The organism is Rhizobium sp. NFACC06-2 (assembly GCF_900101425.1).
Taxonomy (GTDB): Bacteria; Pseudomonadota; Alphaproteobacteria; order Rhizobiales; family Rhizobiaceae; genus Agrobacterium; species Agrobacterium leguminum.
On record NZ_FMVA01000013.1, the window covers coordinates 112,655 to 129,505 of the forward strand.

The following is a 16,851-nucleotide window of genomic DNA, read 5'->3' on the forward strand; positions in this document are numbered from 1 at the left end:
GTGACATCAGCTCCCAGACTCCACATCTATTCAACCCGTCATCGGGAGTTCACGCAGCTTCTTGCAGACGGCTTCACGGAGGAAACCGGCGTCGCCGTGGATATCACCGACATCAAATCGGATGCACATCCACGTATGTTGGCGGAAGGCACAGACTGCCTTGCCGATGTCGTTGTCACACTGGATTTTCGCCGCCTGATAGTCTTGGCGGAACTCGGCCTGGTACAGCCTGTCAGATCGAACGTCCTTGAGCGGCTGGTACCGGAGCATCTGCGCGATCCGCAGGGGATGTGGTTTGCGCAGTCGATGCGCGCCCGGCTGATCTTTGCAGCGAAAACCGTTGACCGGAGCGGCTTTACTTACGACGATCTTGCAGCAGGGGAATGGAAGGACCGCCTGATCATTCGCTCGGCTGATCACATGTTCAACACGGCGCTGATCGCAGCCTGTCTTGCTGAATACGGCGATCGCGCGACCGAGACATGGATGAAGGGGATAGCCGCCAACCGTCCCCTCAAAATGGGCGGCGATCGGAACGTTGCGCGCGCGATCGCTGACAGGAATGCCGAAGTTGGGCTTGCAAATTCATATTACTACGGAGAGATGCGCTCTGGCATCTGCGGTTTGGAGCAGCAGGGGTGGATGGAAAGCCTCAGAGCCTTCGTCCCCACATTTGCCAACGGCCGCACTCCCGTCAATATCACCGGATCAGCTGTCGCTCGCCATGCTCGGCATCCGGAACTAGCCGTCGCATTCCTGGAGTTTCTCGCCGGCGAAAAGGGCCAGCGGATCTATGCCGATCAAAGCTATGAGTATCCCGCATCGCCAGACGTCCCACCCAACGTCCTGATCCGGGAAGCCGGTGAGCTTCATCCCGATACGACGCCCTTCAGTCTCGTCGCTCGCCACAGTGACCGCGCCGTTGAACTCGCTGCGACGATCCCGTGGAACTAGATGACATGGACAGCCCCGGCGCGAAACATTCCCGAGCCGTTGTTCGATCCGGCGGCAATTTGGCGCGTCGTTACGCGGCTTTCGTACGTGTGCGTGTCGCTATCCTCGCTTTGCTGGCGCTCGTTCTTGTTGTCGCTTTTCTGTTCGACGTTTTCACCGGCCCTGCGGCTCTTTCCCCGATCACCGTTTTTAATGGTCTGCTGCAGCCGGACAGCCTGCCGGGTCCGGTCCGCTACATTCTTTTCAACGTTCGTCTGCCTTATGCCGTGATGGCGGTCCTGGTGGGGGCGTCCCTGGGACTGGCCGGCGCGGAGATGCAAACCGTGCTGAACAACGCGCTTGCCAGCCCCTTTACTCTCGGTGTTTCCGCCGCCGCCACGCTTGGCGCGTCGCTCGTCTTGATATTCGGGCTCCCGTCGACCGGTCTTCCCCAGGAAGTCGTCATGCCGGCGAGTGCGTTTGTCTTCGCGGCAATGGCCGCGATGCTCATTCATGTTCTGGCTCAGACCCGCACCAACGGCGCCGATAGCGTGGTTCTGTTCGGCATAGCGCTGGTTTTTGCCATCAATTCCATCGTCGCCTTGTTACAGTTCGTGGCGGATGCAGACACGCTGCAGCAGATCGTTTTCTGGGGCATGGGCAGTTTCTCCCGCTCGACTTGGCCGAAGATTGCAATCGTTGCTGCCGTACTCCTGGTCGCATTGCCGATTTCATTGCGCAATGTGTGGAAGCTGACCGCGCTTCGCGCCGGCGATGCGCAGGCTGAAAGCCTCGGAATCGATACCAGCAGGTTGAGACGTAACGTCATGTTGCGCGCGAGCCTCCTTGCCGCCGTCGCGGTGTCGTTTGTCGGCACGATCGGCTTTGTCGGGCTGGTCGGCCCCCACATCGCACGTCTGCTTCTCGGTGAGGATCATCGCTTTTTCCTTCCGGGCGCAGCGTTGGCGGGCGCTCTCATTCTTTCCTTGGCTTCGGTTGCCTCGAAGACGATCATTCCCGGTTTGATCATCCCGGTTGGTATCGTGACGTCGATCGTGGGCGTCCCGCTGTTTCTCTCGCTGCTGATGACCAGAGACCGACGAGCATGAGTGGTTTGATAGTCAGCAATCTTTCGGCGGGATATTCCGGGCGACACGTGATCCGTGATCTATCTCTTCCTGCCATGCCCGCGGGTACGTTACTGGGGCTGCTTGGTCCGAATGCCTCGGGGAAATCGACGCTGTTAAGAGCAATCGCCGGACAGGGCCAGAGTTCGGGCCAGATCAAATTAAACGATGACGATCTGAACCTCCTGTCGCACGCGAAACGCGCGACCTTGGTCGGTTATCTGCCGCAATCCTTGCCGGGAACGACGTCCCTTGTCGCTTACGAGGCCGTCATGGCCGCTTGCAGAGCTGTCCAACCCGGCTTTCAAAAAGAAGCCGTCGAGGATGCGATCGAAAGCACGTTCGACGATTTGGGTATTGGACATCTCGCTCTGGAGCGCATGAACCATTTGTCCGGCGGGCAGCGCCAGATGGTCGGCCTGGCACAGGTGCTCGTCCGCAGGCCGAAACTGCTTCTGCTCGACGAGCCGACGAGTGCCCTCGACCTTCGTTGGCAGCTCTCGGTCATTTCGGCAGTACGGCGCATGCTCGCGCAAACCGGCGCCGTGGGAGTGATCGCGATCCACGACATCAACCTGGCGATTCGGACATGCGACCAGCTCGCAGTACTCGATCGCGGGCAGATCATCGCCAGCGGATTGGCATCCGCCGTGATCACTCCCGACGTCATCGCACGGGCGTATGGAGTCTCATCTCGCGTTGAGACATGCTCAAGAGGCATCCCCTTCGTTCTGGCCGACGCAGCGCTGAGTTGATCCGGCGCGCTTACGGATAAGCCGGGCGGTATCTACCTATAACTCGGCGACAGTTCAGGCAGACGCTCAATGAGTTCGTCCCTGGGATCTGAAGTCAAGCTCCGCCTTGGGCGAAATCTAACGCTTCGAAATCCTTCTTCGAGAACGTCCGCTTTCTCTACATCGGATGAACCGGACATACCTTGCCCGACTGCATGCGATACGCCACCATAGATGCCAGACTGGGGATAAGCTCTCATGCCCCGCCAGTTCATCCGGTTTCGACACTGGCAACTATCTCAACCGTACAAGGTAATCGCCCGTGAGTTCGTCGACCGTTGAAATGCCGAGCAGCGCCATGTTGCGATACAGTTCAGTGTGAAGAAGCTCTGCCGCTTTCATGACACCAGGCAGTCCGCCAACGGAAGCCGCGTAAAGGAAGGGTCGACCGACGAAAACAAAGCGTGCGCCGAGGGCAAGAGCTTTCATGACGTCGGTTCCGCGTCGAAATCCACCGTCCACCATTACCGGCATCCGCTCGCCCACCTGATCAACGATCGCCGGGAGGGCGGCCAAAGGCGATAGCGCGCCATCGAGCTGCCGTCCGCCGTGGTTGGAAACGATCACTCCGTCGGCGCCCACAGCCTGAGATCTGGCAGCATCTTCAGGATGCAGGATACCCTTCACCACCAGCTTCCCGGCCCACCGGCTGCGGATGCGCTCGAGATGTGTCCAGTTCAGATGATCCTTGCGTCCAAAATCGCGCATGACATTGGAGGAGACGATCGGGGCACCGCGCGTTGCATAGGAATTCTCGAAATGCGGTACGCCATGCTGGAGCAGTGTCCGCATGAACGTTCCAACGGTCCACCGGGGATGAGTGATCCCCTGCCATGCCAGAGCGAGGCTCGGTCTGAGCGGCGTGGAAAACCCTGCCCGGATATTGTTTTCCCGGTTTGCCAGGGCTGCGGTATCGACGGTGAGCACGAGCGTCTTGAACCCGGCTTCAGCCACCCGGTCAACCAGGGCGTCGATCCGCTCCGGTTCTCCCGGGAGATATGCCTGAAACCACGTGCTCGGGGCAGTCGCAATCACATCTTCAAGCCTGATCAATGACGACCCGCTCATGATCATGGGGATTTCGGCTCGGATGGCCCCCTGGGCGAGAGCGAGATCGCCCCGGTAGGCCATGAGAGCACTGATGCCCATCGGGGCGATACCGAACGGAGCGCTGTAGCTTTCGCCGAAAAGTGTCGTCCGTGTGCTCCGTTGAGAGACGTCCCTCAGCACGCGTGGCCGGAAGGCGTACTTGGCGAATTCTTCCCTGTTGTGACTCAGCGACGCGCCGGTCTCGCTGGCTCCTGCCACGTACCCGAACAGCGGTCGCGGCAGGTGGCGTCCGGCAGCTTTCTCGAAATCATCGAGGCAGAGATAGTTGTGGAGGTCGCGCGCGTTTGCCTGCATCCGCTTATCCGATCAGGATCGCCCGCAAGTCATAGACGTTGGTTCCGGTCGGCCCGGTGACGAGGAGATCGCTTGTGGCGTTGAACCCAGTCCAGGCGTCATTCGAGGCGAGCAGGTCGTGGAGATCGAGGCCGGCGGCTCGAAGCCTGCCGACCGTGGACCGATCCATAAAAGCGCCGGCATTGTCTTCGGAGCCGTCGATGCCATTGGTATCAGCCGCAAGAGCCGTAATACTTCCATGCTCGGCGACCTCGATCGCGAGCGACAGACGGAACCCAGTGTTTCGTCCGCCTTTACCTCTGCCCTGAAGCGTGGCCGTGGTTTCCCTTCCCGAAAGGATCACTAGGGGTTTGCGAAACGACTGATCGTGGTCACACTGTTGATCACTATTCTGAGGAAGCGCAGGTCCCGTGATCAGCACGTGGCCCTGAATGTGCACGTCATTTGCATTCGTCGCATTCATATGTGCGCCTCGTCTGTTTTAATTTCTGGAACTCGAGAAGGAGCAGCCCGGATCGCGGTAAGCGACCCTGGTTTTCCGACGGTTTGGACATATCCTCGCGGGTGCCAATCGAGCCTGCATCTCTCGCCGTACACGCCGCCGTTACCCGTTCTGGGTTCCCCATTTGCGGACTGTCAGTAGTTCGATCGTCCGGAAGACAAGTCCTTCGACCACAAGACCAATGACGATGACGGTGAGCAGCCCGGCAAACACGCCGGAGGTTTCGAGCGCGTTTCTGGCCTCGAAAATGTACCAGCCGAGGCCGGCGGCATTTCCCGAGACACCGAAGACCAGTTCGGCTGCGATCAGGGTACGCCATGCAAAGGCCCAGCCGATCTTCAAGCCGGACAGGATCGACGGAAAGGCTGCGGGAATGAGGATGAAGAACACCATCCGCAAACCGCCAAGACCGTAATTCCGGCCAGCCATCTTTTGGGTTTGGCTCACCGAAAGAAAGCCCGTGAAGGTGTTGAGCGATACCGCCCATAGGACGGAGTGCACAATCACGAAGACAATACTGCTGGTGCCGAGGCCGAACCACAGGAGCGCCAGTGGCAAGACGGCGATGGCTGGGAGGGGATTGAACATGGCCGTCAATGTCGCAAGCAGGTCCGTACCAAACCGCGTCGAGATCGCGAGCGTCGTCATCACCGCGGCAAGCGCGATGGCCGTCGCATAACCAGTCACCAGAACCTGCAAAGAGGTTATCGCTGCGGAAGGCAGGCGGCCAGAGACGATGTCGCCCCAGAGCGTCGTGACGGTATCGCTGAAAGACGGAAACATCAGCGGGTTGCCGAGGTAACGAGCATAGACCTCCCAGATCACGCACAGTCCGATCAGGACAAGCGCACGGCGAAACCCCGTGATATTGAACAGGCCTTCCAGAAAGCTGATATCCTGCTTGATGCTGCCGATCTGGGCAATATCAACTGTCTTGTATTCCAGATCTGGCCTCGCCGGTGGGGTTGGCCGTGCTGTGAGAACTTCAGTCATGGGCAACCTCCTGATCGCCGAAGAGCATCTGATTGATCTTTCGATTGAAGGCCATGAAGTCCGCATCGCCCTGGTGCTGATGCCCATAGGCGGTCGCGTCTAGCTCGGCGCGGACCTGGCCGGGATGCGGGGAAAGGACGAGAATTCGCGAGCCGACGATGATCGCCTCCTCGATCGAGTGTGTCACGAACAGAAGCGTGAACCGCACGTCATCCCAGAGTTCAAGAAGCTCTTCCTGCATCCGCCGTCGCGTCAGTGCGTCGAGGGCGGCAAAGGGCTCGTCCATCAGGAGCATCTGCGGCTCCATGGCAAGAGCGCGGGCGATCGCCACACGCTGCTTCATGCCGCCCGACAGCATGTGGGGATAGGAATTCTCGAACTTGGCTAGGCCAACTTTCTCGATAACGCGTCGGGCCCTATCGCGAATTTCCGATTTCGGAAACCGCCCAGACCGGCGCATCGGAAACATGACGTTGTCGACGACCGTCATCCACGGCATGAGCTGGTCGAATTCCTGAAAGACCATCATCCGATCGGGGCCCGGGCCTCGTACCGCCTTGCCAGCGAGCTTGATGTCGCCCTCGACCGGCGCCATGAAGCCGGCGACACTTTTCAGAAGCGTCGATTTTCCGCAGCCGGACGGACCAAGCAGAATGAAGCGATCATCTTTCTGGACGTTGAAGCTGACCTTGTAGGTCGCCGTGAGAATGGCGGCACCGGTCTTGTATTGGAGGGTAACGCCATTGACTGAGAGCAAGGGCGATGATGTGGGCCCGTCTTGCGTGCCATTTGCAAAGTGCGCGCTCATATTCATCAGCTACCATTTCCCTTGCTGACAGGTTCAAAAAACATATCGCGCCAGATGGCAGGCGCCTGCTTGATAGCACCGGTGCTTGCCAGGAAGTCCGCGAAGCTTTGCATTCCGCGTGGTTCGGTCGTGAAGACCTGACCTTTGATTGCTTCCTCGACCTGAGCTGCGGAAAGGCTCGTTTTCTCCGCAGCCAAGTAGATCTCGGCCGCTTTGCCCGGATCGTTCCGGATCAGATCCATCGCTTCCTTCAGCGCGCCCACGAAAGCGGTCACCGCTTTCGGATTGGCGTCTGCAAATTTTTGGGTCGCGGCATAGAGCGCACCGGAATAAGGCCCTCCCATAATTTCCTGACCATCGACGACCTTGAAGCATTTCTTGGATGCCTCAAGTGTGCTGATGAAGGGCGGTGCGGCAAAGTAGAGAGTTATGCCCGTTCCGGTTATCAATGCAGTCGTTGCGTCGGGATGCGGCAACTGGACCATCTGCTTGTCGAAGCGTTTGGCCTCCCCTTTTCCGAATTCCTTCTCGGCCGCCATCTGCAGCATGATGGCCTGGGGCGACGTCGTAGCGGTCACCGCAATGCGGTCCGTCGGCCTGATGTCCTTGATCGACTTGATCGACGGGTCGTTGGTGTAAAGCGTCAACACCGCCTCATTGCACGCCACGATCCCCTTCAGGTCGTAGGAGCCTTTGGTCTTGGCCCAGGCTGCAATAAGGGCAGTGGCTCCATACGCGCCAATATCGAGACTGCCGCTGAAGATGCCGTCGTTGATAACCGTTGAGCCGCTGACACGTTGCACCTGAAACTCGGTTCCGGCGATCCCACTGCTCTCGGCATGCTTCTGGAAGAGCGAAAGCTTTTCCGCGACGGTCGTCGCGAGATGACTCGTACCGTACTGCGTTGCGATTTTGATGGTCTTCTTCTCTTGCGACCGGGCGATAAAAGGCGCTCCACAGGCAGCCAGCAGGCCAATCCCACCGAAAGCCAAAGATTGACGTCTTGTCAGATTAAACATGAACTCCTCCACGAGTTTCACCGCTTTTAAAAGCGTCACGACGATCATGAGAGCGTACCCATCGTCCCGATGGGTACGCAGTTTTCAGCGTTTCGAAACGACGGTGCGATTTAATGCTTTCCTCCAATCGAGTTTGTCAGCCCATCTGCTCTACCGAGCCATGCACAGCTCCTCGCCACGAACTGGTAGCCGAGCCCGTAAGATGCTCCCCGTTTGGGATTCGGTGATGTAGATTACGTGCCGGTCCTTCGGATCGAAGGCCATGTTGGTGGTCGAAATGCCGGCGCAGGACTTAATGCGATGCAGCGGTTCGGCTACCTTCGACACATGCCATATCGAGCCAAAGCCGGTCTGGGCGACAAAGAGTTCACCATCCTCGGACAGTGCGAGACCGTCAGGTCCGCCCATGCCGCCATGCAGCTGAAGAAAGACCCCGACCTTGGTTGCGACCCCCTCGTGAAGCGGCGCCCGCCAGATCTGTTGTGCACGGGTGACAGCGATGAGGAGATAACTCATGTCCCTCGTAATGACGATCCCGTTGGGACTGGGGATTCCCGACACCACACACTCAAGCCTTCCCGTCGCAGACCACCGGAAAACCCGACCCGTCGGAGAATGGAGCCCGCTCTGCCCCTGATCGGTGAAATAGAGATCACCGTTAGCGGCAAAGATGAGGTCGTTGACGCCCTTGAAGCCCTCGGAGAAGTATTCTTCGATCACGGGCGAGACTGTCCCTGTGCCGACATCGAGCTGCAAGATGCCGCGTTTGTAGTCGGTGATGTAGATTTTGCCTTCACTGTGGAACTTCATGCCGTTCGGCCAGCCATCATATTCGCTGACGAGGTCCCACTCGCCGTCGGGCCTAATTCTGAAAATCCGGCCGAACGGGATGTCGGTGACGTAGAGATTTCCTTTTCCGTCAAAGCAAGGACCTTCGAGGTATGAATCAATCACCATGCCGGATCGGTTTACGTCGGCCCAGCGCGTCTTGCGCAGTTGCCGGAAGCGGTCCGGCATCCGCGAGAAAATTTCCGTCTCGATGATTTGCGGCGGTGCGAAAAACACTAGAATTCTCCCTTCGGCTCGATGCCAAGTTTGTAGACACGCGCTGCTGTCAAAAAGAAGAGATCCCGCTTCTCCGATGCGCTGGCCCCTTCGGTTAGACGCTTGAACGCATTCCAGAGCGAGCGATAGGAAACCATGCCCTTATCGACCGGGAAATTGCTCTCGAACATGCAGCGATGAGCGCCGAAGCGTTCGATCGCAAAAGAGATATATGGCTCCCAAGCCGCTGCGAGCATTTCAGACGCCGGAGGGTGGTCGGCGAGGTGAAAATCGAACCCGCCTGCCCCCATCGCAAGACCGCCGAGCTTGACACAGACATTCGGCAACTCGGCGATCTTCGCCATGGATGCGCGCCAGTCGACCAGCACCTCATCCCGCCGCCCTCTATAAGGTCCGGCCCCCAGTGGGCCGCCAAGGTGGTCTAGAATGATCGTGGTTTCCGGGCAGAAGCGCGCCAGATTTTCGAACTCATCGAGTTGGGTATGATAGGCCCAGACATCCAACGTTAGTCCCCGCGCTCCGAGCCGGCGAGCACCGTCGCGGAATGCCGGCTCCAGCAGCACGCCCTTCACCGGAGGAACAGGATTGGTCGCGATCGACGGATCCTCGTGCCAGGCGGTCTGGTTGCGGACGCCGCGAAAGCGATCTCCGCCAACAGCCATGACTCGATCGAGAACCGCTTCGAGCCGGTCACGAGCCATCAGATCGCATGATCCGACAATCCCCGCACAGGCCCTGAACGATCCGTAGAGACCAGAGGCCGACTGTGCTGCAACGCCGTTTGCGAACTCCACCTCGCCAACCGGTCTCAGCAGATCGTCCGGCAGGTCGATGTTGTACATCGACCTGCTCTGCACGAAGACCGTCGCCTGGATGTTATGCCCTTGCCGCGTATCCCCGAGCAATTCATCGAAAAGATAGCGATGACCCGGGCGGTCCCACAGATGATGGTGTGAATCAAGGATTGGCATATCAGGGAAAAGAATCTCCTCTTTCTCCTGGGCCAACCACTCGTTACGCACGGCGATATGTGGTGAACGTCCGGCCAACAATCCCGACCTCGCTACTACATTGATAGGATTTCCGATCAATTTCCTGTTCCTGAGGCAACCGGCTCGAAGAAGACGTCTTGCCACTTCTGAAGTTTGTTCTTCAGAAGGCCGTTCTCGGCCATGAAATCCGCGAATGCGATGACTCCGCTAGGCACGCTGCTCCACTCGTCCTTGACGGAAATCAGCATCTTTTCGATCTGATCCGGCGAGAGGGGCGATTTCTCAGATGCAAGAAAAATTGCGGCTGCTTCCTTCGGATTATTTCTGATGAAGTCGTCCGCTTCCTTCAGGCCTGTGAAGATGGCTTCGCCGGCACCCTCACGGTTCTTCATGAACTTCCCGGTGGTTGCCAGTATCGCGCTCGTCGCACGCTGGCCAAAATAATCGGAAAAGTCGAAGAGCTTGTGTATCTTCGGATCCGCGCCAACAATATCGCTATAGGGATGATTTGCCACGTAACCGGTTATGGATCCGCCAGCCAGCAGAGCACTCGTCGCATCGGGATGGGGCAATTGCACCATGAGAGTGTCGAAACGACGGGCATCGTCGTATTCTTTTTTTGCCGCCATGCGCAAGAGCAGTCCCTGCTGACCGGTCGTCGAGGTTACCGCAATGCGATCATTGGAGTTCAGATCCTTTAAACTCTTCAGATCAGCCCTGTTTGTGTAAAATCCGTTGTCGCCGTTCAACAATACGGCGACACCCCGAATGTTAATCGTCGATTTTGTTTTCTCGGCAGCAATCAACATTCCGGACAGTCCGTATGCTCCGATATCGACGGTCCCGCTGATCAGCGCGTCATTGATGGCCGGTGCGCCGCTGATCTTTTTGATCTCTACCTTACCGGAAAATCCCTTGGCCTTAAGCTGCTCGGCAAAATAACCCTTCTGCTCTGCAACGATCACCGGAAGATAGGCATATCCGTACTGGACGGCGATCGAGATAGGCTTGTCGTCTGCAGCCAGGGCATTCTGCGGTAAAGCCAGAGAAGCAGCCGCGAAAATAAGGGATGTGAGAAAGCCAACGCTTTGAAGTTTGAGCTGCATAGTTCCTCCCTAGGCGCGGTATCAGACGCGCCGATTCGATTATAGATTGTCGTGCATGTCCGATGACCCGATCAGAATTGCCCGGAAGTCATTGACGTTGGTTCCGGTCGGCCCGGTAACGAACAGATCACTTGTCGAATTAAAACCTGTCCACGCGTCGTTCGAAACAAGCAGGCCATGAGGATCGAGACCTGCGGCTCGAAGCCTCGTCACCGTCCCTCCGTCGACAAATGCCCCGGCGTTGTCTTCGGACCCGTCTATGCCATCGGTGTCTGCGGCAAGAGCCGCGATGTCTCCATGCTCAGCAATCTCGATTGCGAGCGAAAGAAGGAACTCAGTGTTTCGTCCGCCTTTGCCTTTGCCGTGAAGCGTGACCGTGCTCTCCCCTCCCGAAAGCATCACCACGGGCTTGCGGAACGGCCGGTCGTTGCTAGCGACCTCCTTGGCGATCGCGGCGTGAACCTTGGCGATCTCCCTTGCTTCGCCTTCGATGGCGTCGCTCAAGATCACCGCCGAGACGTCTCGCTGTCGGGCGAGTGCCGCCGCGGCTTCCATTGAAGCGCGTGCGGATGCGATGATCTTGACCTCATTGTTGCGAAAACATGGATGGTCTAGGTCGGTGTCGGTCGCCTCTTGAAGATGCTGGATGATGTGTCCCGGCAGCGCCATGCCATATCGCTCGATGACGGCAAGGGCATCTTCGGGGGTCGAGCGCGATAGAACGGTCGGGCCGCTGGCAACCAGAACGGGATCGTCGCCCGGAATATCGGACACGATCAGCGTCACCACCTTCGCCGGAGAGGCGGCGATGGCCAGGCGTCCGCCCTTGATCTTCGAAAGGTGGGTCCTGACGGTGTTCATCGCCGAGATCGGAGCTCCTGACGAGAGGAGCGTCCTCGCAACGGCAATCTCGTCATCCAGCGTCAGACCGTCCGAGGGCAATGCCAGCAAGGACGACCCGCCTCCGGATATCAAGGTCAACACGAGGTCATCTTCGCTAAGATTGGAAACTGCGTCGAGCAATCGCCTGGATGCCTCCAGGCTTGCTTCGTCGGGAACCGGATGAGAGGCCTCGATGACCTCTATGCGACCGCACGGCGCAGCCGTCCCGTGCTTCGTCACAACGACGCCTTCGAGCGGGCGCTCCCAAAGAGCATCGAATGCGCGCGCCATCGCCACCGATGCCTTGCCGGCGCCCACGACGACGGTGCGCCCTTTCGGCTGTGGTGGAAGGTTTGACTTGATCGCTTCATAGGGATCGGCGGCAGCGACTGCAGCGCGGAACAGGTCCGACAGGAAAGCTCTGGTGTCCGGTAAGGCCGCCACGATCAAGCGGCCACAATGTTCGTGGGGGCGCCGCGCTCGAACGCCTCCACGTTGTCGATCAGCTGGTCGACCAGCGACTGAACCGCCTCGCGGCTCGCCCACGCCACATGCGGAGTCAGGATGAAGTTCGGCAGATCAAGCAGGCGCATGAGCGGGTGATCCTGTGCCGGAGGCTCGGTGGTGACCACGTCGAAGCCAGCGCCGCTTATCTGGCCGCTTCTTAAGGCATGCTCCAGCGCGGCCTCGTCGACGAGACCGCCGCGCGCGGTGTTGATCAAGAGCGGCCGCTTGGCCATTTTTGCGAACTCTGCGGCGGAGATCATGTTTCGGGTCGAGGGCATCAAGGGGGAGTGCAACGTGATGACGTCGCTGACTTCGAGGACCTTCTCGAAGGGCGTATAAAGTGGGCCCATTCCCCTGGTCCCCTTATAGTCGGAGAAAAGAACCTTCATTCCGAAAGCCCGGCCGAGATCGGCCACCGAGCGCCCGAGCGCGCCGTCACCGATGATGCCGAGAGTCGAGCCTGCGAGATCGTTGATGGGGAAATCGAAATAACAGAACTGGTTCGCTTCTTGCCAGCGTCCGGCCTGCACCGAGTTGCGGTAGGCCAGAAGGCTGCGGCGAAGCGCGAGGATCAGAGCGAAGGTGTGTTCAGGAACCGTATTAACCGCATAATTGCGGATGTTTGAGACCGTTATCCCTTGCTGCGCACATGCGGCGATGTCGACGACGTCGGTCCCGGTCGCTGCCACGGCGACCAGCTTGAGGTTTGGCGCGGATGCGATCGCCGGACCTCGCACGGGAGCCTTGTTTGTGATGACGATGTCGGCGTCCTTGATGCGTTCCGACACCTCGTCGGGAGCCGTTTGGTCGAACGCTACGAGTTCGTTGGCGAACGAGAACGCACGAAAGTGAATGTCGTCGGGCAACGTCTTGCGATCAAGTAGAACGACGCGAAGAGGTTTGCTGGCAGCATCAGACATGGGAGAAAACACCGAGTTTGAAGGAAAGAATAGCGGCCGCATTCTAGCGGCCGCTCGTCGGAGATCGGCCTTAGGCTTCTTCTTCCTGGAAGGCCTCTTCGCGGGTTTTACGGAACGATGGCAGGATCATCAGGAGAAGGACTCCGGCTGTCGCGATCAGAAGAACGAGGCTGATCGGCCGCTCCACGAACACGCTGGGATTTCCGTGAGAGATCGTCAAAGCACGACGGATGTTGGTTTCCAGCAGCGGTCCAAGCACGAACCCCAGAAGCAGCGGACCCGGCTCGCATTTTGCCTTGCGGAAGGCGTATCCGAGCAGTCCGAACCCTGCGGCCAGAGCCACGTCGAAGATGCGGTTGTTGATGCTGTAGACGCCGACGCAGCAGAAGAGAAGAATTGCCGGATAGAGCAGCCGGTAGGGTACTGTCAGCAGTTTTACCCAGACCCCGATCAGGGGCAGGTTGATGACGACAAGCATCAGGTTACCGATCCACATGCTGGCAACGAGACCCCAGAAAATTTCCGGCTGGGTTGCCAGCACCGTAGGCCCTGGGGTGATGCCGTGGATGATGAAGGCGCTCAGCATCATTGCCATCATGTTGTTCGAGGGGATGCCCAGGGTTAGAAGCGGGATGAACGACGATTGCGCGCCCGCGTTGTTGGCAGCCTCCGGTCCAGCGACACCCTCAACTGCACCTTCGCCGAACTCTTGGGGCCGCTTGGACACCTTCTTTTCCACGGAATATGCGCAGAACGATGCGAGCGTTGCACCCCCGCCTGGCAAGACGCCGAGAAGCGTGCCGACGCCGGTTCCCCGCAACACGGCTGGCCATGCACGCCGGAAGTCTTCCCGCGTGGGCCACAGCCGGCTAAGCTTGCTGACCAGAACGCCTCGGGCTTCGACATTTTCAAGGTTCTCGATGATCTCCGAGAAGCCGAACAGCCCGATAGCGATAACCACGAAGTCGATGCCATCGAAAAGTTCGACAGCGTTGAACGTGAGGCGCTCTTCACCAGAGCTTGCGTCAATGCCAACCATGCCTAGCAACAACCCGAGAAGGATCATGCCGATCGCCTTCAGGACGGACCCTCGCGCCAGGATTGTTGCGGCCAGAAGTCCAAAGAGCATCAGTGAAACGTACTCTGCCGGTCCAAACGAGAGCGCAAAAGACGACAGCGTGGGTCCTGCGATAGCAATGCCAAATGTCGCAACGGTCCCTGCAAAGAAAGAACCAAGTGCGGCGACAGCAAGCGCCGAGCCGGCCCTCCCCTGTTGAGCCATCTTATAACCGTCTACAGCGGTGACGACCGATGACGCTTCGCCAGGCAGGTTGACAAGGATAGCAGTCGTTGAACCTCCATATTGAGCGCCATAATAAATTCCAGAGAGCATGATCAGCCCGGCAAGAGGCGGAAGGTAGAACGTGACTGGCAGCAGAACGGCGATTGTTGCTGTCGGTCCGATACCGGGCAACACCCCGATCAGTGTGCCTAGGAGAGCGCCAAGAAGACAAAAGCCGAGATTGGTGGGCGTCAAAGCCTCGCTGAATCCGAGCATGAGAAGGTCGACGAAGTTCATTTGTTTCCTCCTCAGAACGGCCAGATGGGCATTTGAACGCCAAGCCCGACGATGAAGACCAATGCGCCAAACGCTGTCAGCCCAGCGGTGAGCAGAATGACCTCGCGAAGCCTCGAATCCCGGTCGGCGATGCTGCCAACAAGAAGCAACCAGACGGAAGCCGCAACGAAACCAAAGAACTCCGCGATGAAGGCAAATCCAACGACTGCCGCCAGGATGATCACCAGCGGCCAAAGCTTTGGTTTGGCGATATCTTCGCGGGCACGGACCGCGCCGAACCCGCCAACCGCCGCACCGATGATGATGAGAAGCCAGCATACTATTCTTGGAAGATAACCTGGCCCCATGGCCGATGCCGTGCCCATGGTCAGGTCGCGCCCGGCCCAAAGGCCAAGCGCGCCAAAGGCAATGAATAGCGCCGCGGTGAAGAGGTCCGGCCGGTCACCGGTCCCTCCAGCCTTGCGGGGGGCGGCCATCACTTCTGTTCCTTGGCAAGCTTCCAGATCGCGCTCAGGCGTTCACCGCGCAGGGGAAGCTCCTTGTTCCACTCTTCAGATGAGCGATAGGAAAGAGCGAGCGACATCTGCTTCGCCTTTGCCTGGAACTCGGGATTGTCGAGGGCTTTTTTGATCGCGCCCGAGAACTTCGTACGGATTTCATCGGGAACATCGCAGCTCATTGCGATACCACGCTCAGAGCTCATCAGGACTTCGAAACCTTGCTCCTTTGCAGTCGGCAGGTCGGGAGCGATCGAGGCACGTTCGTCCGCGAACTGACCGAGATTCTTGAACGCCGAGTGATCGCTGCCCACGTATTCACCGACGTTGATACCGATCGTATCGACGTGTCCACCCAAAAGCGCGGTACGAGCCTCGTTGGCACCGTTGAAAGTGACGGCTGTCAGGTCGATACCTGCGGCTTTTTCCAACTGGAGCATCGCGAGGTGTTCGTCAGTTCCCAGACCGGTCGTGCCGACAGTGACGGCCCCGGGGTTCTCCTTGGCATAGGCGACGAGGTCCTTGAGCGTGTTGAACTTGGAATTGGCCTGGACGATGAACGAGCCTGGGTCCTCAACGATACGGGCAACAAGGCAGAGCTTTGCGGGATCGAAACGCACCTTGCGGTCCATTTGCATCGTCAGATAGCCAGGCGTGTTTAGCGAGGAAACCGTGTAGCCGTCAGGCCGGGCTTGCGTCATTGCAGTATAGGCAATTTCGCCCGAAGCGCCGGGACGGTTTAAAATGGTGATTTTCGCGCCCAACTCTTTCTCGACGAAAGGAGCCAGAGTCCGGTTCATCACATCGGTGCCACCGCCCGGAGCGAACGCCACGATGAATTCAATCGGACGGTCGGTAGGCCAGTCAGCATGGGCAACGCCAGCGCCAAAAAGCAGCGTCGTCGCAAGTGCGGTATTCCTCATCAAATGCTTCATCTTATCCTCCCAGGATAGTATCGATTGGTGTATTTCTGAGCATTTTAGACTGGCCGATGTTTCCCCTCCGGAACATCGGCCAGCATCGTTCAGTTCGTCGACGGTAGCTCGCATCCGGCCTTGACGAGGGCGTCATTGAACCATGTCGGGTTGTGCGTGCCGGACTTGATGTTCTCGATCTGCTTCTGCTCGGCGGCGTGCTTGGCAACCGTCCTTTCGTAGACCTCTGCGGCATCATCGATCGGGACCACGACAACGCCATCCGCGTCGCCGACGATCAGGTCGCCAGGCATGATGACCATGCCTCCGATGGCGATCGGCGTGTTGATTTCGCCCGGCCCGTTCTTGTACGGGCCGCGGTGGGTGACGCCGACTGCATAGGACGGGATGTTCATCTCGAGAAACGCATCGGCATCGCGGATCGCACCGTTGAGAACGAAGCCGACAACGCCGCGACGGTGAGCGTAGTCGAGCATCATTTCGCCCATCAGCGCGTGGGTCACATCCCCGGCTGCATCCATGACGATTACGTCGCCATCAACGGCCATATCCATCGCTTTGTGCAGCATGAGGTTATCGCCGGGGGGCGCCTTGACCGTCAGCGCACGGCCTACGAGTTTTCCTTCGCGATGCATGGGACGGAGTTGAGCGCCCCCCGCATACATACGGTGCATGCTGTCGCTGATATTTGCGACCGGTAATGCTCGGAACTTGTCGATCCATTCCTGGTCGATGACCCTGTCCCTGTTGCGAACTCGGAATCCTATAGTCAACTTGATCTCCTAAAG

Annotated in this window: 17 protein-coding genes; 3 read left to right on the plus strand and 14 right to left on the minus strand. The window is 58.6% G+C overall.

The genetic code is table 11. The features are described 5' to 3' along the window. From F3H58_RS20475 to F3H58_RS20485, 3 genes are read left to right on the plus strand one after another with little or no spacing between them, the layout of a single operon-like run. Positions 1-954 (plus strand): extracellular solute-binding protein, encoded by a 954-nt coding sequence (locus F3H58_RS20475; protein WP_188129000.1) that lies wholly within the window; start codon positions 1-3, stop codon positions 952-954. Between the two features lie 5 nt (positions 955-959). Then, positions 960-2,042: a FecCD family ABC transporter permease gene (locus tag F3H58_RS20480; protein ID WP_149743548.1), complete on the plus strand. Its 1,083-nt coding sequence runs from the start codon at positions 960-962 to the stop codon at positions 2,040-2,042. Continuing rightward, positions 2,039-2,815, plus strand: coding sequence for an ABC transporter ATP-binding protein (locus F3H58_RS20485; protein ID WP_149743549.1), 777 nt, complete (start codon positions 2,039-2,041; stop codon positions 2,813-2,815). Before F3H58_RS20480 ends, F3H58_RS20485 begins: the two co-directional genes overlap by 4 nt. 273 nt (positions 2,816-3,088) lie before the next feature. On the opposite strand, the gene F3H58_RS20490 is transcribed toward F3H58_RS20485, so the two are convergent. The 14 genes from F3H58_RS20490 to F3H58_RS20555 all read right to left on the minus strand — a co-directional run bounded on the left by F3H58_RS20490 (position 3,089) and on the right by F3H58_RS20555 (position 16,836). Then, positions 3,089-4,258: an alpha-hydroxy acid oxidase gene (locus F3H58_RS20490; protein ID WP_149743550.1), complete on the minus strand. Its 1,170-nt coding sequence runs from the start codon at positions 4,256-4,258 to the stop codon at positions 3,089-3,091. 4 nt (positions 4,259-4,262) lie between these two features. Continuing rightward, positions 4,263-4,721 carry an MOFRL family protein gene (locus F3H58_RS20495; RefSeq protein ID WP_149743551.1) on the minus strand — a complete coding sequence of 153 codons (459 nt, stop codon included), beginning with the start codon at positions 4,719-4,721 and terminating at the stop codon, positions 4,263-4,265. 141 nt (positions 4,722-4,862) lie between these two features. Then, positions 4,863-5,753 (minus strand): ABC transporter permease, encoded by an 891-nt coding sequence (locus F3H58_RS20500; RefSeq protein ID WP_149743552.1) that lies wholly within the window; start codon positions 5,751-5,753, stop codon positions 4,863-4,865. Further along, a complete protein-coding gene (locus F3H58_RS20505; RefSeq protein WP_149743553.1) occupies positions 5,746-6,567 on the minus strand; it encodes an ABC transporter ATP-binding protein in 822 nt (273 codons plus the stop codon). Before F3H58_RS20505 ends, F3H58_RS20500 begins: the two co-directional genes overlap by 8 nt. After that, positions 6,567-7,628 (minus strand): ABC transporter substrate-binding protein, encoded by a 1,062-nt coding sequence (locus F3H58_RS20510; RefSeq protein ID WP_149743554.1) that lies wholly within the window; start codon positions 7,626-7,628, stop codon positions 6,567-6,569. The genes F3H58_RS20505 and F3H58_RS20510 overlap by 1 nt, the downstream gene beginning before the upstream one ends. A 102-nt stretch (positions 7,629-7,730) precedes the next feature. Beyond that, positions 7,731-8,597: an SMP-30/gluconolactonase/LRE family protein gene (locus tag F3H58_RS20515; protein WP_149743591.1), complete on the minus strand. Its 867-nt coding sequence runs from the start codon at positions 8,595-8,597 to the stop codon at positions 7,731-7,733. Between the two features lie 47 nt (positions 8,598-8,644). Then, complete coding sequence (locus F3H58_RS20520) at positions 8,645-9,697, minus strand: amidohydrolase family protein (RefSeq protein WP_286169858.1); 1,053 nt, start codon at positions 9,695-9,697, stop codon at positions 8,645-8,647. 35 nt (positions 9,698-9,732) lie between these two features. Continuing rightward, complete coding sequence (locus F3H58_RS20525; protein ID WP_149743555.1) at positions 9,733-10,743, minus strand: ABC transporter substrate-binding protein; 1,011 nt, start codon at positions 10,741-10,743, stop codon at positions 9,733-9,735. A gap of 39 nt (positions 10,744-10,782) precedes the next feature. Next, complete coding sequence (locus tag F3H58_RS20530; protein ID WP_149743593.1) at positions 10,783-12,069, minus strand: glycerate kinase type-2 family protein; 1,287 nt, start codon at positions 12,067-12,069, stop codon at positions 10,783-10,785. Between the two features lie 2 nt (positions 12,070-12,071). Beyond that, entirely contained in the window at positions 12,072-13,052 is a 981-nt protein-coding gene (locus F3H58_RS20535) for a D-2-hydroxyacid dehydrogenase (RefSeq protein ID WP_149743556.1), read from the minus strand. A 70-nt stretch (positions 13,053-13,122) separates the two neighbouring features. Continuing rightward, on the minus strand, positions 13,123-14,631 hold the full coding sequence (locus tag F3H58_RS20540) for a tripartite tricarboxylate transporter permease (RefSeq protein ID WP_149743557.1): 1,509 nt from the start codon (positions 14,629-14,631) through the stop codon (positions 13,123-13,125). A gap of 11 nt (positions 14,632-14,642) precedes the next feature. Further along, positions 14,643-15,107 (minus strand): tripartite tricarboxylate transporter TctB family protein, encoded by a 465-nt coding sequence (locus tag F3H58_RS20545; RefSeq protein ID WP_149743558.1) that lies wholly within the window; start codon positions 15,105-15,107, stop codon positions 14,643-14,645. Continuing rightward, on the minus strand, positions 15,107-16,063 hold the full coding sequence (locus F3H58_RS20550) for a tripartite tricarboxylate transporter substrate binding protein (RefSeq protein WP_149743559.1): 957 nt from the start codon (positions 16,061-16,063) through the stop codon (positions 15,107-15,109). The genes F3H58_RS20545 and F3H58_RS20550 overlap by 1 nt, the downstream gene beginning before the upstream one ends. Positions 16,064-16,152: 89 nt before the next feature. Beyond that, positions 16,153-16,836 (minus strand): RraA family protein, encoded by a 684-nt coding sequence (locus F3H58_RS20555; protein ID WP_188129001.1) that lies wholly within the window; start codon positions 16,834-16,836, stop codon positions 16,153-16,155. Between the last annotated feature and the right edge of the window lie 15 nt (positions 16,837-16,851).

What these genes read in the sequence shown, in the direction of transcription:
- F3H58_RS20480 (WP_149743548.1), top strand. Translation starts at nt 960, where the DNA reads ATGGACAGCCCCGGCGCGAAACATTCCCGAGCCGTTGTTCGATCCGGC.
- F3H58_RS20485 (WP_149743549.1), top strand. Translation starts at nt 2,039, where the DNA reads ATGAGTGGTTTGATAGTCAGCAATCTTTCGGCGGGATATTCCGGGCGA.
- F3H58_RS20490 (WP_149743550.1), bottom strand. Translation starts at nt 4,258, where the DNA reads ATGCAGGCAAACGCGCGCGACCTCCACAACTATCTCTGCCTCGATGAT.
- F3H58_RS20495 (WP_149743551.1), bottom strand. Translation starts at nt 4,721, where the DNA reads ATGAATGCGACGAATGCAAATGACGTGCACATTCAGGGCCACGTGCTG.
- F3H58_RS20500 (WP_149743552.1), bottom strand. Translation starts at nt 5,753, where the DNA reads ATGACTGAAGTTCTCACAGCACGGCCAACCCCACCGGCGAGGCCAGAT.
- F3H58_RS20505 (WP_149743553.1), bottom strand. Translation starts at nt 6,567, where the DNA reads ATGAATATGAGCGCGCACTTTGCAAATGGCACGCAAGACGGGCCCACA.
- F3H58_RS20510 (WP_149743554.1), bottom strand. Translation starts at nt 7,628, where the DNA reads ATGATCGTCGTGACGCTTTTAAAAGCGGTGAAACTCGTGGAGGAGTTC.
- F3H58_RS20515 (WP_149743591.1), bottom strand. Translation starts at nt 8,597, where the DNA reads ATGCCGGACCGCTTCCGGCAACTGCGCAAGACGCGCTGGGCCGACGTA.
- F3H58_RS20525 (WP_149743555.1), bottom strand. Translation starts at nt 10,743, where the DNA reads ATGCAGCTCAAACTTCAAAGCGTTGGCTTTCTCACATCCCTTATTTTC.
- F3H58_RS20535 (WP_149743556.1), bottom strand. Translation starts at nt 13,052, where the DNA reads ATGTCTGATGCTGCCAGCAAACCTCTTCGCGTCGTTCTACTTGATCGC.
- F3H58_RS20540 (WP_149743557.1), bottom strand. Translation starts at nt 14,631, where the DNA reads ATGAACTTCGTCGACCTTCTCATGCTCGGATTCAGCGAGGCTTTGACG.
- F3H58_RS20545 (WP_149743558.1), bottom strand. Translation starts at nt 15,107, where the DNA reads ATGGCCGCCCCCCGCAAGGCTGGAGGGACCGGTGACCGGCCGGACCTC.
- F3H58_RS20550 (WP_149743559.1), bottom strand. Translation starts at nt 16,063, where the DNA reads ATGAAGCATTTGATGAGGAATACCGCACTTGCGACGACGCTGCTTTTT.